Source organism: Streptomyces changanensis, assembly GCF_024600715.1.
Lineage (GTDB): Bacteria > Actinomycetota > Actinomycetes > Streptomycetales > Streptomycetaceae > Streptomyces > Streptomyces changanensis.
Genome location: NZ_CP102332.1, coordinates 1 through 19,066, shown reverse-complemented (window position 1 = coordinate 19,066; position 19,066 = coordinate 1). Strand labels below are relative to the sequence as shown.

The following is a 19,066-nucleotide window of genomic DNA, read 5'->3' as shown; positions in this document are numbered from 1 at the left end:
CGGTGGTTGACATGAAGGCAAGGTCCCTGTCGCCCAAGACGGCGCCGTCCCCGCCGCGGGGGTTCGGTGTCCTGCGTGTCCGGCTCGCGCAGCGCCGGGAGGTCGGCGCGGGCCTCGATCCGGGCCTGCCTCGCGCAGCTCGGGCCGGGCGGCGTCGTCAACTCAGCCGCGCACCGTGATCGGATCGGCGGATTACCTTATCTGTCCTGCATTTGTCAACCAAGTGTGCGACATCGGTACATCACGTCCTATGTTGGCTTGTGGCTGACGTCCCGAGAAGAGAGCGGTTCAGCCTCCCAGCCGTCCACCCGAGCAGGAGGTCGACGTGACGGTGCCAGAACTCGAGGTGCTGCCTTACGAGGCGGAGATGACGCGCGGCGCGCTCGCATCACCGGGCCCGGCCATGGGGGCCGGCGACGAGCCGCCCGGTGCGCAGGATCTCGACAACAGGCACTACCAGGATCAGCGGACGTGGGTGGCCGAACGCGGCACGCGCATTCTGCAGATGCCGCACACGCCGACCCCGCTGCGGGAGATCAGGCTTCCGGATGCACTGGCCGGGTTGAAGCTGTACATCAAGGACGAGACAGCTCATCCATCCCAGAGCCACAAGCACCGGCTCGCCGAGGCCCTTTTCCTCAACGCCCTCGTCAACGGCTGGCTGACCAGCGGTCACCCCGTCGTGGAGGCGTCCAGCGGGTCGACGGCCATCTCCGAGGCGTGGTTCTGCCGTGAACTCGGCCTGCCCTTCGTCGCCGTTGTTCCGGTAGGTACCGCGGACAGGAAGAAAAAGAAGATCACCGAGTTGGGCGGGAAGGTCGAAGAGGTACCTGGACCCGAGATCTCGTCCGTGGCCCGGAAGATCGCCCGGGAGACCGGCGGCCACTTCATGGACCAGTTCACCTATGCAGAGCGGGCCTACGACTGGCGTGGGAAGCACAGCCTCGCGGCTGAAGTGATCGGGGCCGTGGACCCGGACTGGTTCGTGATGGGTGCCGGCACGGGCGGAACCGTGACCTCCTTGGCCCGCCACGCCCGATTCACGAACCGGAAGGTCAAGGTCTGTGTCACCGACCCGGAGAACTCCGCGTTCTTCCCCGGCTGGCGGGAGAACAACCGCGGGGCGACCGCCCGGGGGTCCCGTATCGAAGGGATCGGCCGCCCGGTGGTCGAGCCCTCCTTCCTCTTTCCGCTCGTCAACCGGATGATCCAGGTGCCGGACCCCGCGTCGATCGCCACCATGAGGGTGGCCGCCGACCGTCTGGGGGTACGACCCGGGGCATCGACCGGCACCGCCCTGTTCGGGGCGTTGAAGATCCTTCACGAGATGCACGAACGGGGTGAGCGCGGCACGGTCGTCACCGTGCTGTGCGACCCGGGCGAACGCTATCTCGACACCTACTACGACGACGAGTGGCTGAGGCAGCGCGGGATCGATCACACCCCGTGGCTCCCGGTGATCGAGACCTTCCTCGACAACGGCGTCTGGGCGCTACCGACGACCTGGCCGGAGCCTTCGCGGCCGGCGGCCGTCCTGTGGAACATGTGACAGAGCCAGGAGCGACAACCCAACGGGCTTTCCGGAATGCACCCCTGAGGACCGTTGGGTAGCTGCACCCTCCGGCGCGAGGGCGTCGCACTGGTTCCCCGTACATGATGAGTGCCCAGGAGCTCGCGCCGAAAGGGCCGCGTCGAGGAGGACCAGCCGATGAGCGCGCAGCCCGGCCACGCACCCGGTCCCCGTACGCCCCCGCGCCCGGGGGTCCGGGCGAACTCCTCGCCCAGCCGCGCGCCGACCGGCGCGCGGACACCTCGGTGCCGGCCTTCGAGCAGGAGTGGGCAGCCGCGCTGAGGAGCCCCGCCGCTCGTTCTCCTCCCGCCGCTGTACGTGGCCATCCAGGACTAGCAGGGCCATCGGGGACGGGAACGCCCTTGTCCTTGAGCGCGCGGGCGTGCAGCAGCATGTCGCCGTCGACGACCTGTGGCCGCCCGCCGGGGTTGCCCTTGGTTGCGGCGGCGAGCAGGGCGAAGAACATCGCGCCCATGCCGTTGGGGTCGTAGATGCCGTGAGCGGTCCCGTGAGAAGTGCGAGCTGGACGCCAGCGGTCCGGAGCTGATCGGACAGGGTCATCGGCTGGGCGGCGTTGTGGGCCAGGCGCTTGAGTCCGTGGACGGTGAGGATGACCTCCTGGCCGCGGGCGGCCTCTTTGCTGTCGTACGGCAGCTTCAGCGCCTTCCCCTGTTCCGGCCGGGTCTTGACCCTGGTGGAGGACTTCACGGAGAAGATCCGCTTGCAGAGCAGTTCGAGCGCGTCGAGTGACTCTGCAACTCCTGCTGGGCGATCGAGCAGCGCGCGTAGCCGATCCGGATCGGCTTGGCTGCTGCGACGGCCGGCATCGCGTGGAAGGGCGAGTCCGGCTTCCACGGCCACCCCGGGCCCGGTTCTCCGGCACGGGGAAGCCGACTTCCTCGCCGCAGCTCGGCGGCCCAAGCGCAATCGGTATCGGTGACGGCCCAGAAGCCCCTCTGCCGCCGGGTCCGGTCGAGGACGATCGCCGCCTCTGTCGCCGCCGGCATGGTCATGCGTACAGATTGCGTAAGGGCTCTGCTGCGGCGGCCCTGCCGTCCCGTTACGCGCTATACGCTGCTCAGCGGGCTGTCCGCATTGCGTCGAAGGGTGGTGGAGTCCGCGATGAGCGGTGAACCTCCCGGTCGCATGCCGCACGGTGCCGCCTGCCTTGGGACCTAGCAGGGCCAGGGGGTGGCGCCGGCGGCATGCCGCGCCTCACGTCACTTCCCGATCGTCCTGCCCCGAAGGGCTTCCCCCTCATGTCTGAGCGTCGTCTGCGCCGCCTGCGCGCCTTCACCCCGGCCAAGCCCGCCCGGCCTCCCGCCTCCACACCGCCCACGGGCGAGCTCTCCACCCCCCAGCCGAATGGGCGGAAGAGCAGTGTGATCACGGCAGCTCTGTACGAGGACGGCCAGCGCACCAGCGCCCACGACTCGCTGATGGAGAACTTCCGGGAACTGCGCAGGCACCCAGGCGGTATGGCGTGGATCGGCCTGCACCGGCCCGACCCCGCGGAGCTGCAGTCCCTGGCTGCGGAGTTCGATCTGCACCCATTGGCGATCGATGACGCGCTGGAAGCGCACCAGCGGCCGAAGCCGGAACGCTACGGCGACACCCTGCTCGCCTTCCTGCGTGCGGCGCGCTACATGGCCGCTGATGAGGAGGTCGACTTCGGGGGGCTGCACGTGTTCGTCGGCCGCGATCTCGTCATCACCGTCCGCCACGGCGCCGCCCCCGACCTGGCCGCGGTCCGCGCCCGGGTGGAGAACAGCCCGCCGGACCTGCTCGAGCGCGGCCCGGAAGCAGTCCTGTGCGCGATCATGGACGCGGTCGTCGACGGCTACGCTCCCGTCGTCGCCGGCCTGCAGAACGACATCGACGAGATCGAGACCGAGGTCTTCGGCAACGCCCCAGGCGTCTCGCGCCGCATCTACGAGCTGTCCCGCGAAGTTGTGGACTCCCAGCGTGCCACCCACCCGCTGGTCGCGATCCCGGCCGGGCTGTCGGCCGGGTTCGAGAAGCACGACATCGACGAGGAACTGCGCCGCCATCTTCGCGATGTCGCAGACCACGCCACGCACGTCACCGAACGCGTCGACGGATTCAAGCAGGCCCTGCAGGACATCCTCACCGTCAACGCCACCCTGGTCACCCAGCAGCAGAACGAGGAGATGAAGGCCCTGGCCGAGGCCGGCCACGCCCAGAACGAGGAGATCAAGAAGGTCTCCTCATGGGCCGCCCTCCTCTTCGCCCCCACCCTGGTCGGCACCATCTACGGCATGAACTTCGACCACATGCCCGAACTCACCTGGCGCTACGGCTACCCGGCCGTCCTCACGGTCATCGTGCTCGTGTGCACCGTCATCTACCGCGCCCTACGCCGCAACAAATGGCTCTGACCAGCACCGCGCCAGATCAGACGCCCCAGAGCACCAGCCAGGACGTGCGCCTGCAACGAGGGCAGCCGTAGGTCCGGACAGCGGTGTGTCACGTGCCGGGTCGGTGAGGCTCCGACTGGTCGCGTGTTCGATGATCATGCCGTGGCGCCACTCGCTGCTGCCACAGAAGAAAGGCCCTCGGGCCGTGAGAGAAAGTGATGGGGATGTCGAAGGACGCGCAAGGCCCGGCTGTACCGGAAGTCGTGGAGAGTCCGGCGCTGCGACCTCAGCCCGCTGGGGGTCTGGCGCAGTGGCTGCTGCGGCATCGAGTGCAGCCGGTCGGACCGGCGGCCGGGGAGGCGCACGCGGAGCCGCACGCGTGGTGGAAGGTGATGTGCCTGACCGGTGTCGACTACTTCTCCAGCCTGGCCTACGTCCCGGCGATCGCCGCGCTCGCCGCCGGGGCGGTCTCCCCACTGGCGACCCTGTTGATCGTCGCGCTGACTCTGCTGGGGATGCTGCCGATGTACCGGCGGGTGGCGAAGGCGAGCCCGCACGGTGCCGGGTCGGTGGCGATGCTGGAGGACCTGCTGCCGTTTTGGTGGGGCAAGTTGTTCGTCCTCGTCCTGCTCGGTTTCGTCGCCACCTCGTGGATCATCACCATCACCCTGTCCACCGCCGACGCCTCCGTCCACGTGGTGGAAAACCCCTTCTTCCCCGCGGTGCTCCACGGCCATGAAGTGGCCCTCACCGTCGGACTGCTGCTCATCCTCGGTGGGGTGTTCCTCCTCGGGTTCAGCGAAGCCGTCAAGGTCGCCATCCCTCTGGTAGCCGTCTTCCTGGCGCTCAACGCCGTCATCATCGGTGTCGGCCTGGCCCATGTGATCAGCACCCCGGAGGCGTTCTCCGCCTGGACCGACGCTCTCGGCGAGATGGGCGGTTTCGGTGACCTGGCCGGGCCGGCGCTGCTGGCGTTCCCGCTGCTGGTACTGGGCCTGTCGGGCTTCGAGACCGGCGTGAGCATGATGCCGCTGGTCGCCGCGAGCGGCACCGATCCCGAACAGCGCCTGCAGTCCCGGATCCGCAACACCCGCAAACTGCTCACTGCCGCCGCCCTGATCATGAGCGTCTATCTGCTGTCCGCGAGCTTCGTCACCACCGTCCTCATCCCCGATGACGAGTTCGAGCCGGGCGGCGCCGCCAACGGCCGCGCGCTGGCCTGGCTGGCCCACGAGCACGTCGGCGAAGTCTTCGGCACGGTCTATGACATCAGCACCATCCTCATCCTGTGGTTCGCCGGCGCCTCCGCCATGGCAGGACTGATCAACATCGTGCCCCGCTACCTGCCCGACTACGGCATGGCCCCCGAATGGGGACGAGCGGTCCGCCCCGTTGTCATCGTCTACACCGCCATCTCCATCGGCATCACCATCGCCTTCAACGCCGACGTCGACAAGCAGGCCGGCGCCTACGCCACCGGCATCCTCGCCATGATGGTCTCCGGCGCTTTCGCCGTCACCGTCTCCGTCATCCGCCGCCGCGAGCGCCTGGCCGGCACCGGGTTCGCGGTGCTCACCGCGATCCTGCTCTACGCCCTGCTGGCCAACATCGTCGACAAGCCCGACGGCATCGCGATATCCGGCGTGTTCATCGCCGGCATCATCGCCGTCTCGCTGATCTCCCGGGTCTCGCGCACCACCGAACTGCGCGCTGACCGCATCGTCTTCGACGAGGCCGCCCGCCGGTTCATCACCGACACCCTTGCCCACGATGAGTCCATCAACATCATCGCCAACCGCCGCCGGGCCGGCGATGCCGCCGAGTATTCCGCCAAGGAAGACGAACAGCGCCACACCAACCCGGTCCCCGGACGAGCCGACGTCCTCTTCCTGGAGATCGACGTCGTCGACCCCTCCGACTTCAGCGAAGCCCTCACCGTCCACGGTGTCGAAGTCGATGGCTACCGGATCCTGCGCGCCGACGCCCCCGCCGCACCGAACGCCATCGCCGCGATCCTTTTGGCCCTGCGCGATGCCACCGGTGTCCAGCCGCACTGCTACTTCGCCTGGGCCGAGGGCAGCCCGCTCGTCCACATGTTCCGCTACTTCCTTCTCGGTCGCGGTGACACCGCCCCCGTCACCCGCGAGATCGTCCGCAAGCACGAACCCGACCCCGACCGCCGCCCCGGCATCCACGTCGGCGGCTGACCCGCCGCCCGCCAGGACAGCGGACCACTGACAGGACTACGGGCTATCGAGGGCGCGCCCGGACATGGCGGCGGACCGGGGGCTGTGGAGGCGGGTGGAGGCATGGCGGACGCGGGCGGGCGCGGCGGTCCGGCGAGGAACGGGCGTAGCGTGCGGGCAGCCAGCGGTGCGGCGGGCCCGTGGGGCTGCAGCGGGAGCAGGCCACGGTGGGACGGCGCAACCCGGGCGCCGGGGAGCCGGCGAGCTGCCCGGGCACAGCCCGGCCATAGAACCCGAAGGGGGCGGTCACAAACGGCGCGGCGGCCGCGCGACAGCTCGGCGTTGTGGCGGGGGACCGGCAGCCAGCGGTAGGAGCGCGGCGGTCGGATGACGGCCCGGAGCGTGGCGGCGGCCGGGGCGGGGGGGGGGGGCACCACTGGCCGAGATATGGGCCCGTGCTTCCCCATCCGCCCACGCCGCCCGGCATCCGCTCCACCGGCGCTCGTCTTGCCGCCCATCCAGGCAACCCCGGCGCCCATCACCGCGCCGCCGCCTTGGTAGTGGTCGTTGCCGGTGCGTCCGCTGGTCCTGCGACCGTGCCCACCGGCCGCGCCCGGGGCCCGGTCGGTTCCGGCCCTCGCCCGGCCGCTGCACCGTCCGCGCCGCACCGCCCGGGTAAGGGGCCGCCGTAGCACCGTTGCCGGCGCGGCGGCTCCGGCCGTCGCCGTTCCGCCCGGTGGCGCAATGTCGTCCACGCCTCCCAATGTCTCGGCGTGCGGCTCCGAAGCCGCGCCGCCCTACTGCCGCGTACGGTTTTCGTGCTTGCCGCCCGCGCCGGCAGCGGCCGGCCCCGCCATCCCACGCCCGCCGCAGGTGGGATCGCACGATGCCCGTGCGCGCCGGGGGTGCGCGCCGGGGCGGCTACCGCTGGGCGGGTGAGCGCTCCGGGCCGGGCGTGTAGGGGGGAGGGGAGCGGCTAGTCATACGAGTATGACCACGCATTCGATGAGTACTGCGCAAGTTCGGGTTGGCGTTCGAACCTTCACCGATGTCGAACGGGTGTTTCGTCATCTGGAGGCTGAGGCGGCCGGGCCCGATCAGCAGACGCAGTTCTCCCGCGGGGCCTTGGCCGGCTATTTGTGGGCGCTGGGGCGCGGCGGGCCTGCGCCCATCACCGCGCAAGCGGGGGATGAGGCACCGGCTCTGGAGGATCTGACAGCGGAAGTGGAAGCCGCGACGGTGCAGATGGAGGACTCCACCCAGCGCACCGTCCCCCGGGACTACATTCACGGGGTGCGCGAAGCGCTCGCGTGGGTGTGCGGACTCGCCGACCAGCACCCCTGAACGACAAAGGCCGGCACTGCCCCGGGCGTGCCCGTCACCCCCGCCCGCGGCGGGCACGCTCCCCATCCGGTACCCCAAGGTTCTGCACAACGGGGCGATCCTCGTAGGCGCGGACACCGGCCGACGGGTCGATACCTCAGCGGCCGAACCGGCCCGACTGCGAGCGGGTGGCCCCGCGACTGCCTGGAGCCCTCCACCACACCGGAGGTCTTCGCCATGATCAAGGCCCAGCAGTGTCAACAACGCTCGTGATCAATACACCTAGGTTCTGTCTCTTTGGTTAGCGTCGTGCCCAGATGAGGATGGCGGCGAGGTGAGTGCGGCCTGGTAGGCGATGGCGAGTTTGTCGCATCGTATGGCCAGGCCGCGCCACTGTTCGAGGCGGTTGATGCACCGCTCGACGGTGTTGCGCTGCTTGTAGGCATCGGCATCGAAGCCGGGCGGGTGCGTGGTCAAAGAAGCGGTTGTCGGTGTCGACGGGGGTCTCGCGGACGTCCGCGTAAGGGCGGGGGAGGGGGTCGATCGTGGCGGCGATGACCTGGCAGGCGTAGCCGTCAGAGGACGGGTCGGCAGCAACGTCGATGAGGGTGTCGATCAGGCGGAGCCCGGAGGTGTCGGCGAGGAGCAGCGTCCGGACGAGCTCGGCGTGGTGCCGGTAGAGCTCCAGCACCACGGTCCCGCCCCAGGACGGACCGAGGACGTGCGCCGGACCCAGGTCCACGTCCTCGACGACCGCCGCCGGACAGCGGGTGTAGTCGGCCAGGGCCAAGGAGGGCGGTACGTCGGAGGAGCGCCCGGCGCCCGGTTCGTCCCAGGCGACGACCGTGAACTCGTCGCCCAGGTCCTCGGTCTGCGGGCGGAACAGGCGGGCGTCCGTCGTGGCGCCGTGCGCGAGCACGAGGGGCGGGCCCCGGCCCACCCGGTCGTACGCGACCTCGATGCCGTCGACCCGCACCGCTGGCATGCCACCAGGCTACGCGCGCGTGCCGGGGGCGTCCTGTCGGCGGACTCCCCCGGCACACGGCCGGTCACCGCTGCCTACCCCTGGTCCGCCACGAAGGAGGCCATGCGGGTCAGGGCGGCGTTCCAGTTGATCGTGTGCTCGTTGGTCGACCAGGACTGGATGTCGTCGATGTAGCAGAACTGGCCGACGCAGCCCTGCAGTTTGCTCTGCGCGTAGGGGTCCTGGATGCTCGAGTTCGGCCCGCCCGCGAGGGTGCCCTTCGGCGGGTTGGGCTGGTTCGGGTCGAGCTGGCGGGCGTACCAGCGGCTGTGCTGGTTCTGCGCGCTGACCTCGCCGTAGCCGGTGACGTAGGAGATGTTCAGGGCGTTGCGGCCCAGGATGTAGTCCATGCTCTGCAGCGCGCCATCGCGGTACTTCGAGGCGCCGGTGATGTCGTACGCGGTGGCGAGGACGACGGCGATGTTGAGGACCTGGTGACTGGAGCCCCAGTCGTAGACGTTGCCGTCCGGCGCGTACGGCATGCCGTAGGGGTGTGCCTTCAGGGTCGCCAGATAGCGGTCGGCGCCCTTGACGACGGACTGGCGCACCTCGTCCCGGCCTGGCAGCTTGTTCGGCACCGTCGCGAGGTCGAGGCGTCCCGCGGCCCCGGTGCGAGCCCAGTCGAACCCGAGGGGCTGGAAGAGGTCGGCCCCGTGGACCGGGGACTTCAGGACGTACTCCCGGAACTGCCTCTCCCCCGTGGAGAGGTACAGCTCGGCGGCCGCCCAGTAGAAGTCGTCGGCGACGTCACGATCGGGGTAGGCACCGCCGCCGATGCCGTCGTTCTCGGAGGCATAGCGGTCGGGGTGGGCGAGCGCCGCCGACCAGGCCTTGCGGGCGGCCGCCAGGGCTCGGCCGGCGAACGCCTTGTCGTAGGGCCGGTACAGGCGGGCCGCCTGCGCGGCCGTCGCGGCCAGGTTCAGGGTGGCGGCGGTGGACGGCGGGTGCAGTTCGCGCTTCTGCGGGTCGTCGCTGGGCAGCAGCGGCAGGCCGGTCCACTGTTCATCGTGCATCTTGTGGTGGGCCATGCCGGCCAGCGGCTTGCCGTCCGGTACCTGCATCCTGAGCAGGAAGTCCAGCTCCCAGCGCGCCTCGTCGAGGAGGTCCGGCACCCTGTTGCCGCTCTCGGGGATGTCCAGCGTGCCATCGCCGAGCTTGCCGGCGTCGCCGGTACGGGCGTGCAGCGCGCGCTCGTAGGTGCTCAGCAGCTCCCAGGTGGATATGCCGCCGTTGACGACGTACTTGCCGTGATCACCGGCGTCGTACCAGCCGCCGCTGACGTCCAGCGAGTATTCGCAGACACCGGGCTGACACGGCACGTCGGTGTCGCCCTTGTTGGGTGCCACGCCCACGTGCCCGGCCGGGCGGCCGTAGCCGGGCCGCAGGTCGTCGCGTATCGCGATGCCGCTGCGCTGGGTGTAGTAGTACTTCGCCGAGTCGATCCGGAGCCGCTCGTAGGCGCTCGCGTCGATGTCGAAGGGCCGGCTGGTCTCGCCGTCGGCGACGAGGGTGAGGCCCGAGCCCTTCTTGCGGTACGCGCCGAAGTCGATCGAGTGGACGTTCTGCCCGGAGGAGGCGTCGAGGCCGCGCGGCACGGTCGTGCCCCGGGCGACCACCGTCCCGCCGGAGTTCTTGAGCTCCCAGGGCAGCTTCGCCGTGGCATCGGTGACCAACGTGGCGTTCTTCGGCCCGGCGGGCAGGTAGGCGACCTGGTTGACGCGGACCCGGGGCCCGGTGTCGGGCTCGTACGGTTCCGGCGCCACCCCGCCCAGCAGCGAGACGTCGTCCATGCAGAAGCGCCAGGCGTCCGCGCTGCCGCCGAGCTGGAAGCCGACTTGGCCCCGGTCGGTGTCGACGGGCGAGGTGAAGGTGTAGGAATAGGTGTCGCCGGAGACGCTGAGCTGCGGTGTCACCTCGTGGTACGTGTCGTACGGTTCCACCGACAGGCCCACGATCGCCCGGACCACGTGTCCGGCGGGTGTCCCGGTCGCGCTGAAGGAGAAGCGGTAGGACTCCCCCTTCACGAGGGTGATGTCGTTCTGCCCGACGGCGGCGTCCCAGCGGTTGGTGGTGCCGCCGGGGACGTCGGCGCAGAGCCGGCCGTCGGACAGGCCGGCGGTGACGTTGGGGGTCGTCCACCACGGATCGGTGGTGGTGTCGAAGGTGCCGTTCCTGACCTGCTCGGTCTCTTCCGCCCCGGCCGGCGCCGAGGGCAACGCGGTGAGGGCCGTCGCCAGCAGGGCCGGCAGGGACAGCAGGGCGGTTCTGCGTCGTTTCACGACTGGGCTCCTCGGGGGAGGGGCGGGTGACGCTCGGCGTGGGAGCGCTCCCAGAACTGACGCACGCCATGGTTGTGGCTGATGCGACGCCCCGTCAACGGTCCGGACAGGACAGGCCGTCACCGGCTCCGTCCGGCCCGCTGCGCGCGAGGGGTCAGGCGGCCGGTGTCTCCAGGTGGTCGATGCGGATGGCGCCCCGGGCCTCGTCCGGGTGGCGGCTGGTCAGAGTGAGCCGGAGCCGCGAGCCGCGCACGGCACTGAAGGTGATCACGGTCGCGTCGCCGGAGGCCGTGGCCCAGTCGGTCGCGGCATCCCGCACGGCCTGCCAGGAGCGGCCGTTCCACACCGCCACCTCGATCGCCGCGGGCAGGCTGTGCGTGGCGTCCAACGGTGAAGGAGACGTCCACCCGGTCGAAGTCGCGCGTACGTCCGTGGTCGACCGACACCCAGTCCTCGGTGCGCGCCCGTCGAAGGCGGGCAGCAGGGCTGTGGCCTCGTGCCGATCCCCGGATCGCGCCGTGCAGCCACCGCCCGCGCCCCCGCGCTTCAGGCCGTTGTCGCGCTGCCATCAGCGGGCTGTGACGCGCGCCGCGCTGCCGCCCATGCCGCGCCGCGCGTCCGCTGCGTCCCATCGCCCGGCTCACGCCGGGCAGGACTCCCCAGACGCAGAGGGCCGCCACGGAGCGTGCGAAACGCGGGCGTGAGGCCCCCGGGGTACGGGCGGAGGCCGGATCCTATGCTGCCGTCATGCCGAGAACTTCGCCCGCCATGGCCTTCGACTCCCTCCTGTCCGGCAACAAGCGCTTTGTAGCCGGCGCACCTGAGCATCCCAATCAGGACGCCGCCCGGCGTACAGAGCTCGCTCCTGGGCAGGACCCCTTTGCCGTCGTGCTGGGGTGCTCCGACTCGCGGCTGGCCGCCGAGATCATCTTCGACCAGGGGCTCGGGGACCTCTTCGTCGTCCGTACCGCCGGGCATGTTCTGGGGTCGGAGGTGCTGGGGAGTGTGGAGTACGCGACGAGTGTGCTCGGCGCCCGCCTGGTCGTCGTCCTCGGACACGACTCGTGCGGCGCCGTCGCGGCCGCCCGGGCGGCCGTGGAGGATGGCCTGTCCGTCGGCGGCTTCGTCCGCGACGTCGTCGAACGCGTCACCCCGAGCATCCTTGCCGCCCGCGCGGCCGGACTGACCTCCGAGAGCGACGTGGACGAGCACATCCGCCACACGGTTGACCTGCTTCTCGACCGCTCACGCCTGCTCTCGCAGCAGGTCGAAGCAGGGGAAGTGGCCGTTGTAGGCCTCGGCTACCAGCTCGCCGAAGGCAGCGCACGGCTCGTCACGTCACGCGGCGACATCACCGAAGAGGGCGAAACAGGCTCATGACGCAGTACGTCGACTGCACGGAGCCCGTCCACCCCGCCGCTCAGCCGCGCGCCGACCGGCACGCCTAGGTTCTGTCTCTTTGGTCAGTGTCGGGTCCAGATGAGGATGCCGGCGAGGTGGAGTGCGGCCTGGTAGGCGAGGGCGAGTTCGTCGGTTCGTGTGGCCAGGCCGCGCCACTGCTTGAGGCGGTTGATGCACCGCTCGACGGTGTTCCGCTGCTTGTAGGCTTCGCGGTCGAAGCCTGGCGGGCGGCCGTCTCGGCGGGCGCGCCGCAAGCGGTGGCCGATCTGGTCGGACGGCTGCGGGATGACCGCCCGGATTCCCCGGTGACGCAGATGAGCTCGGATGGCGCGGGATGAGTAGGCGCGGTCGGCGAGTACGGCGACGGGTCGGGTTCGCGGCCGGCCGGGGCCGCGGCGGGGCACGCGCATGCGGGACATCACCGTTTCGAAAGCGGGTGCGTCCCCGGCCTGGCCAGCGGTGACGGTGAAGGCCAGAGGGCGTGCACGGCCGTCTGCGGCCAGGTGGACCTTGGTACTCAGGCCCCCGCGGGAGCGTCCGAGGGCGTGATCGGCGGGCTCACCGTAGTGGGCCGCCCCTTTTTCCGTGCTCCGGCTGCGTGCTGGTGGGCCCGGACGACGGTGGAGTCCACCGACATCGTCCAGTCGATGTCGTCGTCGGCGTCCGCCGCTGACAGAACGGCGGCGAGGTCGTCTCCCAGGTACCGTCGACCCCCCCACCTGATCAGCCGTTTGTGGGCGGTCTGGAACGGGCCGAGCTCGTCGGGCAGGTCCCACCAGGGCGAGTTGGTGTGGTACTTCCACGCGATGGCCTCCAGGGTGCGGCGGTGGCCGGCCCACCGCCGTCCGCGAACCGGATCGGCCGGCATCAGCGGCTCGATCCGGTCCCACATCGCATCAGTGATCACTAATCGGACAGACACATCCGATCAACTGATGAACCCATCAAAGAGACACGCTCTAGTCGACGAGGGCATACCCCTCATGTGGGTGCCCGGGCCGCAGACGGTGCGCGCCCTGCTGGAAGCGCCGGATGCTGCCACTCGGCGCCGCATCATCGGCCGACGTTGGAAGGGCATCGTCAACGACTGCGAGGCGGTACTTGAAGACCGCCCCACCGCTGCCCGGTCACTGTGCCGCTCCCGCTCACCTGCAACGAAATCCAACGACTGTTCATCACGCTCGTCATCCAACGCGTCTTTGACCCTGTCCACCGGCTTGGCTGGTCCGTCTGGCGACGCCGCCACCAGGCCCGATCCCAGACCAGCCACGACCGACGACAAGCCGCTCAAGCATGAAGATCACGATCTACGGCTGGAGTACTAGCTGGGTAGGGTGATCACCACTCCAGGGCGGTGATCTGCACGATGTACACGCGCTCGCGACGGACGACGATCTGGTAGGTGATCATGCCGCCGGGAAGCGTGAGAGTGGCGCCTTTGGGGTCGAGTCCCCGGTGGTCCCTCCTGATGTCCCACCCTCGGCGTTGCGCCGTCGGGTGGCCGCTGGCTTCCCGGCGTCGACCCGGCGCGGCCTGGCCGCGGCCCGGACGCCTGCCGTTCTGTCGCCGAGCCCGGCCGTGCGCTGCCGGACTGCTGCCGGACTGCCGCCGGGCGGTGCCTCCAGGTCGGTGCCCCGTGGCGCCGCTCCCTCGCCGCACCACCGCCGCTGTGCTGGTGGGTGTTTCCGGATCCCGTCGCGCGGCCCCGCGTGCCGACCGCCGTCGTGCCACAGTCCTCCTGCCACCCCGATACGGGCCAGGTTGAAGACCAGGTGGACGGCCGCAAGGGTGTCTGCCGCACAACAGCGGAACGGCTCCGCCCTCGGAAGAGGGGGAGCCGTTTTCCGTCCAGGGTGAGACCGTGTCAGGCGTGGCTGTGGTGGCGCTTGTTACCGGCGACGAGTCGGTAGACGGCGAGGAGAATGACCGACCCGATGATGGCAGCGATCCAGGTGGAGAGATCGAAGAAGCCATCAATGGAGTCGACGCCGAAGAGGACCTTGCCGAGGAAACCGCCGAGCAGACCGCCGGCGACGCCGATGAGCATGGTGATGATGACTCCGCCCGGGTCCTTGCCGGGCATCAGCGCCTTGGCGATGAAGCCCGCGAGCAGACCTATGAGGATCCAAGCCACAATGCCCATGATGTGTCTCCTACCTGGGTGAATAAAGACGGTGTCAACGAACGTCTGCACCGTGCGCGGGTTTCCAAACACCCTGGCTTCCCCTTGCCCGCTCCGGGAAGCGACTGCAAGCCACTGGATGGCGCTCGCGAGTCAGGCCACCGCTCCGGGCGCGTCGTGCAGGATCGCGGGCGGTAGCCCCAGCCATTCGCAATCGTTTCGCGGTATGCACACGCAGGCGTCCCGCCGTCGGTGTCTGCTTCGCGTTGCCGTGGCGGCCGTGCTGATCGAGATGCGTCACGCCGACCTGCTGCTGGGCTCGGGTCCACGCCACGAGCCTGGAGCGGCGGACGCAAACCAACGAACCGGCGAGATGTTTCGTCCTGCTTCCCGTGCTGATCGACCGTGCGGCGTGCCACCACCGTGAGGGCGACACCGAGCCGCCGCCGCGCCGGCCGCCGTCGGTTCACTGCCGGATCACCGTCTCGTTGGCGCCGGGTTATGTCGCGAGCTGCTGCCACATGCCGCCCCTTGTCCTCCGTCCACCATGCCGGCACCCAGATCCGGTATTCCGACGCCGCGCTGTAGGCGTACCGTCCGGCGGCCTCGGGATCGAGAACTGCCGCCCCGCCGCGGTGCACCGCGGCGTCCTGGCCCCGCCCGACTGCTACCGGCGAGAGACCACCCGCCGTCAGCTGCCTGCGCCCTGCCGCCGATTCGCCGCCGTGCCGCCATCCCGTTACCCCGCCGCCGTACCACCGCCGGAGCGAATCCGACCGTCCGCTCGCACCCGACGGTCCGCCCGCGCACTGGCGGCCGCGGTCCGCCCGGTCCGGCGGGGCATATTCCCTTCGATCCTCCCCAGTGGTCGACGGACACAGAGCCCAGCGGCACCGACAACCGCCGTGCGGCGAACACAGACTCCAGCGCCGTCCTGCGCCGCCGGTACGGCCACGCGGTCGTGTCGGTGCCGGACAGCCGCAGCAGATCGAACGCGGGGCGACAGCGAGCAAGCCGGGGCCCGCCGACGACCGAGTCATCCACCGCGGACACCCTGAACGCCGCAACATGAAAGGTCCGGAAAAAGGACCGTTGCGAGCCCTGCCCATCCCGCCCGACAATACTTCGGTCGCCACGGAAGCGGCGGTCCGGACCGACACCACACCAAAGGTGTCCCCACCCCGAGACGGGGGTCTGTGGTGCTGCGCATCCATTTCACCGCCGAGGATCTCGCCCGCACGCGAGTGGCCGCCACCATCGGGGCCGCCGCGGAGACGTATTACAGCCTGGAGATGCTTTGCAGGCGCTCCCTCCCGCTGCCCTTCCAACGCTGGCGGGCCACCGTGATCAACCGGCTGGGCGAAGAGGCCCGGCCACTGGTCACACTGCTGCCGGCCCGAGGCCCGGGCCTGGACCTGCTGGCACTGGCCGGCGACTCACCCGACATCGACCACGCCGTGGACGTCCTCCTGCGGGCACCGCGCACCCAGATACGCCGCGAACTGCAACCCGTCACCGTCGACCCTGTCCACCTGCCCTGGGCACGAGCCGTCGCCGACGGAGGCACCGACGCCCGACGGTTGCTGGCCGCCGGCCTCCTGGCCTGCCACCAGGCGACCGTCGCACCGTACTGGGCGGCTTCCCGGTCACGGCTGGACGCTGTACGCGCCCAGTACGCCCACACCTTCCTGGAAGGGGGAGTCGACGCCCTGCTGGCCTCCCTGAGCCCTGCGCTGATGCGCTGGCGCCCACCCGTGCTGGAGGTACGCTACCCCCGCCCGGTGGAGGTCCACCTGGGCGGCAGAGGACTGATCCTCGTACCCACCCTCTTCTCCTGGCGCCAGTCCAGCCTGCTGCACGACCCGTACGACGACGCGTCAGTGCCGCGGTTGACCGTACCCGCAGTGACCGATCCGACCACCGGCGCGGCACTGTCGCCCCCCGAAGGCCCCGTGGCCGACGATGCCCTGGCCGCCCTGCTGGGACGTACCCGGGCCGCCGCGCTGCGCGCGGCCGCCGAGGGCTGCAGCACCACGGAACTGGCCGCGCGACTCGGCGTCTCCCTACCGGCCGTCAGCCAGCACACCAAGGCGTTGCGCGACGCACACCTGATCACCACCAGCCGACGCGGCGGTTCCGTACTGCACATGACCACCGCACTGGGCCGCGAACTGCTGGACGGGAACCGGTGACGCCGCGCGGCCCGGCCCCAGCCCCTTAAGCCATTGCTTAAGGGCATGGCCACACCGCACGGCAACCCGCAGCATTCATGGCATTCCGGTGTGCCTGGGGATGCCCGACGCCGGACCACTGGAGGTACACCACCTTCGACCAAGGGGAGTACGCGCATGACCTCTTCACCGACGTCACCCGAGTCACCGGGTACGAAAACCCGTCCCCGCCGCGCACTGGAACGCGCGGCGATCCTGCTGGGCGCCGTAGGGGTGGCCTTCACCACCACGCAGGCACCCGCGTCGGCGAGCCCCGCGCAGTGCGCCGACAACCGACTGTGCGCGTGGTCCGACGACAACTACCTCGGCATCTTCACCGCGTACACGGCTTCGGCGCCGGCACTCGGCGGCGACAACGACAGGTTCAACTCGCTGTGGAACCGCAACAGCGTCTCCTGGTACGTATACGTGGACGCCTACAACGGGGGAGCTAAGTACTGCGTGCGTCCGGGGTACTCGGTGTCGAAGCTCAACGACTGGTTCGACCTCGACGACAAGATCTCCGCTGTGCAGAAGCTGGGCTCTTCATCCTGCGGTACCGCCACGCCGATCGGTTCGTACAAGGGCTCCTAGCGGGGAGCGGCTGCCGGGCGCGGGGGCACGCCCGCCAGCGCCCGGCAGCCCACGGCGCCGGTTCCGAGTCCGCACGCGTCCACCACGTGCGGACTCGGGCCGCGCCCGGGCATCAGGTCCGGGCAACACAGCGACCGCTGCCATGACAGGGCCGGGCCTCACACGCCCGGCTGCACCAACGCCCACGGCGACGGTGTCACACCCACTGCATGCCCGGCTCCCGTAGCGCAACCCGCTGCTCCTGGTCGAGCTTGTCACGGCGGCTCTTGGTGTTGGAGGCCCACACCCCGAGTTTCATGGTCACCGGTTCCGCCTCCCCGTTGACCGTGATCTCCTCGGCGTGCCCGCGCGGGACCGGCCGGTGGGCGCCCTCTCGGTCGACCCACTGCCCGCGGGCCACCAGCCCACGCTGGAACCCCTGCCGCGCCTTGCGCGAACCCTTCGCCGCGCGCGCGACCACCCGGGCCGCAGTGGCACGCTCAGCAGGCTTCACGCCCAACATCGATCCCGCCGACGAGGGCCGAGGAACGGACCTCGGGACATTGATTCTCGACGAGATCCTGCAACACAGGGACGGCTGCAGCCACGAGATCGCCTGCTGGGACGGCACCCTCACCATCGTCTGCCATGACCTCCAGGCAACCTGGACTGAGACCACCTGCTCAAGCACGACGTAGGCGCGACAGCTCGTGGGGATTGTCGAGCGGCTGGTGCCGGATGAGCTGTGGGAGCCGTTCCAGAGAGTGGTGCCGGAAGCGCCGTCGCGGCCCCAAGGAGGTGGGCGGCGCCGGCATGGCGACCGGGAGGTTCTGGCAGCGATGGTGCCGCCGCAGTCTGGTTGTGCTCTGCTGCCGTCCCGTCCGCCACGCCATCGGGGCTCGGCGGCGGGCGGCGCCGTCCCACCGCCGCCTCCTGCCCGCTGTTCCGTTGCTGCCCGCCGCCGGCCCCCCGTCGGTGGCCGGTCGTGCCAGGGGTCCTCATCAACGGCAAGACCGCCGACCAGATGCTCCGCGAAGGACGTCCTGTCCAGATCGTCAACAACGCAATTCGCGAAGCCCACGGCTGACCCCCGCGGTGCTGCGGCACCCCACGCCGCCGCGGAGGCCGACGTCGGCCACGACGCTGCGCCTGCTCAAAGCGAGCGCGCTGTGACTTGGGCCGCCCCGCCGGCTGTGAGCCCGCGGCCGCACGTGCCCGCACCACCGCGCCGCACGCGGGGGACACCGCGCATCCTGGAGGAAGTGGCAGCACGGCCGCAGGCAGAAGGCGCTCAAGCGCAGCGCCACGGACCCTGTGGGGCTGGGCGCCTGTTCCGCCGCACGGGCGTCAGATGATCCGTGTCACTGCGGCGTGCAGTTCGCGTACGCCGCTGGTGCGCGGGTGCCGTTCGGCGAGCTCGGTGACGATGCGGCGGATCGCTGGCCGGTCGCGAACTTCGCCGGGGCTGGCCCGGTAGGCGTCCAGCAGTGCGTGGGCGGCCTGCTCGGGCCGCTGCCAGGCCCACCAGGCGCGCGCCATGTCGGTACCCAGACGGGCCTTGCGCTCACCGGTCGGGAACTGCTCCGGCCGCAGGTTCTTCCCGGCATTGAGTGCGGCGCCAGCGTCCCCGAGTGCCCAGTGCACACCGACCGCATACAGGTCGACGGCGGCCGGGCAGATGGCGAACAGCCGGCCAGGTAGAGCGGCCTGGGGCAGGCGACGGGCGGCACGGCGGGCTTCCTCCGCCATCGCCAGGGCCTCGGTGCGCTGCCCGGCCCGGGCTGCGGTGTAGGCCAGGGTGCACAGCATCTGTGCGTAGGCGGCGGCCGTGGCGTCGGTGCGCAGCCCGCTTGCCTCGAGGTCGTCGGTCACCGAGGACATCAGGCGCTGAGCGGCGCCGTGCTGGTCCTGGTGGCGCAGCACGATGGCCAGTTCCCGTGCCGCGGCCGCAGCTGCGAGCGGGGAGCCGGAGATCTCGGCCCAGGTACGGGCACGGTCCG

At 70.4% G+C, this 19,066-nt stretch carries 12 protein-coding genes and 5 pseudogenes; 9 read left to right on the top strand and 8 right to left on the bottom strand.

The genetic code is table 11. The annotated features are described in order from the left end of the window. Nucleotides 1-325 precede the first annotated feature (325 nt). The 4 genes from NRO40_RS00085 (at nucleotide 326) to NRO40_RS00070 (ending at nucleotide 7,478) form a co-directional block, all read left to right on the top strand. Nucleotides 326-1,549 carry a PLP-dependent cysteine synthase family protein gene (locus NRO40_RS00085; RefSeq protein ID WP_257375299.1) on the top strand — a complete coding sequence of 408 codons (1,224 nt, stop codon included), beginning with the start codon at nucleotides 326-328 and terminating at the stop codon, nucleotides 1,547-1,549. A gap of 1,280 nt (nucleotides 1,550-2,829) precedes the next feature. After that, nucleotides 2,830-3,969, top strand: coding sequence for a magnesium and cobalt transport protein CorA (locus tag NRO40_RS00080; protein ID WP_079046744.1), 1,140 nt, complete (start codon nucleotides 2,830-2,832; stop codon nucleotides 3,967-3,969). A gap of 203 nt (nucleotides 3,970-4,172) precedes the next feature. Further along, nucleotides 4,173-6,155, top strand: coding sequence for an APC family permease (locus tag NRO40_RS00075; protein WP_198549236.1), 1,983 nt, complete (start codon nucleotides 4,173-4,175; stop codon nucleotides 6,153-6,155). A gap of 969 nt (nucleotides 6,156-7,124) precedes the next feature. After that, the gene (locus tag NRO40_RS00070) at nucleotides 7,125-7,478 is read left to right on the top strand and encodes a hypothetical protein (RefSeq protein WP_232790914.1); all 354 of its coding nucleotides are present in this window, start codon (nucleotides 7,125-7,127) and stop codon (nucleotides 7,476-7,478) included. Between the two features lie 280 nt (nucleotides 7,479-7,758). Here the strand turns inward: NRO40_RS00070 and NRO40_RS30720 are convergent. The 4 genes and pseudogenes from NRO40_RS30720 to NRO40_RS00055 all read right to left on the bottom strand — a co-directional run. Further along, nucleotides 7,759-7,922: pseudogene (locus NRO40_RS30720) on the bottom strand (IS5/IS1182 family transposase); the annotation flags it as partial. 34 nt (nucleotides 7,923-7,956) lie between these two features. After that, a pseudogene (locus NRO40_RS00065) lies at nucleotides 7,957-8,442 on the bottom strand (alpha/beta fold hydrolase); the annotation flags it as partial. Between the two features lie 74 nt (nucleotides 8,443-8,516). Next, nucleotides 8,517-10,760: a glycoside hydrolase family 9 protein gene (locus NRO40_RS00060; protein WP_058940113.1), complete on the bottom strand. Its 2,244-nt coding sequence runs from the start codon at nucleotides 10,758-10,760 to the stop codon at nucleotides 8,517-8,519. 154 nt (nucleotides 10,761-10,914) lie between these two features. Next, nucleotides 10,915-11,256 (bottom strand): annotated as a pseudogene (locus tag NRO40_RS00055) (galactose-binding domain-containing protein); the annotation flags it as partial. 251 nt (nucleotides 11,257-11,507) lie between these two features. On the opposite strand from NRO40_RS00055, the gene NRO40_RS00050 reads away from it, so the two are divergent. After that, nucleotides 11,508-12,140 (top strand): carbonic anhydrase, encoded by a 633-nt coding sequence (locus tag NRO40_RS00050; RefSeq protein WP_058940115.1) that lies wholly within the window; start codon nucleotides 11,508-11,510, stop codon nucleotides 12,138-12,140. A gap of 83 nt (nucleotides 12,141-12,223) precedes the next feature. On the opposite strand, the gene NRO40_RS00045 is transcribed toward NRO40_RS00050, so the two are convergent. After that, nucleotides 12,224-13,083 (bottom strand): IS5 family transposase gene (locus NRO40_RS00045; RefSeq protein WP_257375298.1). Its coding sequence is split into 2 segments (ribosomal slippage): nucleotides 12,224-12,741 and nucleotides 12,741-13,083, totalling 861 coding nucleotides; the frame shifts between segments, so codons are not numbered across the junction. A gap of 219 nt (nucleotides 13,084-13,302) precedes the next feature. Here NRO40_RS00045 and NRO40_RS00040 point away from each other — a divergent pair. Further along, a pseudogene (locus tag NRO40_RS00040) lies at nucleotides 13,303-13,458 on the top strand (IS701 family transposase); the annotation flags it as partial. 567 nt (nucleotides 13,459-14,025) lie between these two features. Here the strand turns inward: NRO40_RS00040 and NRO40_RS00035 are convergent. Further along, nucleotides 14,026-14,304 (bottom strand): GlsB/YeaQ/YmgE family stress response membrane protein, encoded by a 279-nt coding sequence (locus tag NRO40_RS00035; protein ID WP_058942471.1) that lies wholly within the window; start codon nucleotides 14,302-14,304, stop codon nucleotides 14,026-14,028. Nucleotides 14,305-15,482: 1,178 nt separating this feature from the next. Between NRO40_RS00035 and NRO40_RS00030 the strand changes: the two genes are divergently transcribed. Together NRO40_RS00030 and NRO40_RS00025 are read left to right on the top strand one after the other, a co-directional pair. Then, the gene (locus NRO40_RS00030) at nucleotides 15,483-16,475 is read left to right on the top strand and encodes an ArsR/SmtB family transcription factor (RefSeq protein WP_058942472.1); all 993 of its coding nucleotides are present in this window, start codon (nucleotides 15,483-15,485) and stop codon (nucleotides 16,473-16,475) included. Between the two features lie 156 nt (nucleotides 16,476-16,631). After that, on the top strand, nucleotides 16,632-17,087 hold the full coding sequence (locus tag NRO40_RS00025) for a peptidase inhibitor family I36 protein (protein ID WP_157901857.1): 456 nt from the start codon (nucleotides 16,632-16,634) through the stop codon (nucleotides 17,085-17,087). Nucleotides 17,088-17,283: 196 nt separating this feature from the next. Here NRO40_RS00025 and NRO40_RS00020 read toward each other — a convergent pair whose 3' ends face one another. Next, nucleotides 17,284-17,487: a hypothetical protein gene (locus NRO40_RS00020; RefSeq protein ID WP_408056966.1), complete on the bottom strand. Its 204-nt coding sequence runs from the start codon at nucleotides 17,485-17,487 to the stop codon at nucleotides 17,284-17,286. A 28-nt stretch (nucleotides 17,488-17,515) separates the two neighbouring features. Between NRO40_RS00020 and NRO40_RS00015 the strand changes: the two genes are divergently transcribed. Then, a complete protein-coding gene (locus NRO40_RS00015) occupies nucleotides 17,516-17,764 on the top strand; it encodes a hypothetical protein (RefSeq protein WP_198549352.1) in 249 nt (82 codons plus the stop codon). Nucleotides 17,765-18,413: 649 nt separating this feature from the next. Here NRO40_RS00015 and NRO40_RS00005 read toward each other — a convergent pair. After that, nucleotides 18,414-19,066: pseudogene (locus tag NRO40_RS00005) on the bottom strand (transcriptional regulator); the annotation flags it as partial.

Bases quoted from the DNA above. Each gene is read 5' to 3' on its own strand.
- NRO40_RS00080 (WP_079046744.1), top strand. From the start codon at position 2,830: ATGTCTGAGCGTCGTCTGCGCCGCCTGCGCGCCTTCACCCCGGCCAAG.
- NRO40_RS00075 (WP_198549236.1), top strand. From the start codon at position 4,173: ATGTCGAAGGACGCGCAAGGCCCGGCTGTACCGGAAGTCGTGGAGAGT.
- NRO40_RS00070 (WP_232790914.1), top strand. From the start codon at position 7,125: ATGACCACGCATTCGATGAGTACTGCGCAAGTTCGGGTTGGCGTTCGA.
- NRO40_RS00050 (WP_058940115.1), top strand. From the start codon at position 11,508: ATGCCGAGAACTTCGCCCGCCATGGCCTTCGACTCCCTCCTGTCCGGC.
- NRO40_RS00035 (WP_058942471.1), bottom strand. From the start codon at position 14,304: ATGGGCATTGTGGCTTGGATCCTCATAGGTCTGCTCGCGGGCTTCATC.
- NRO40_RS00025 (WP_157901857.1), top strand. From the start codon at position 16,632: ATGACCTCTTCACCGACGTCACCCGAGTCACCGGGTACGAAAACCCGT.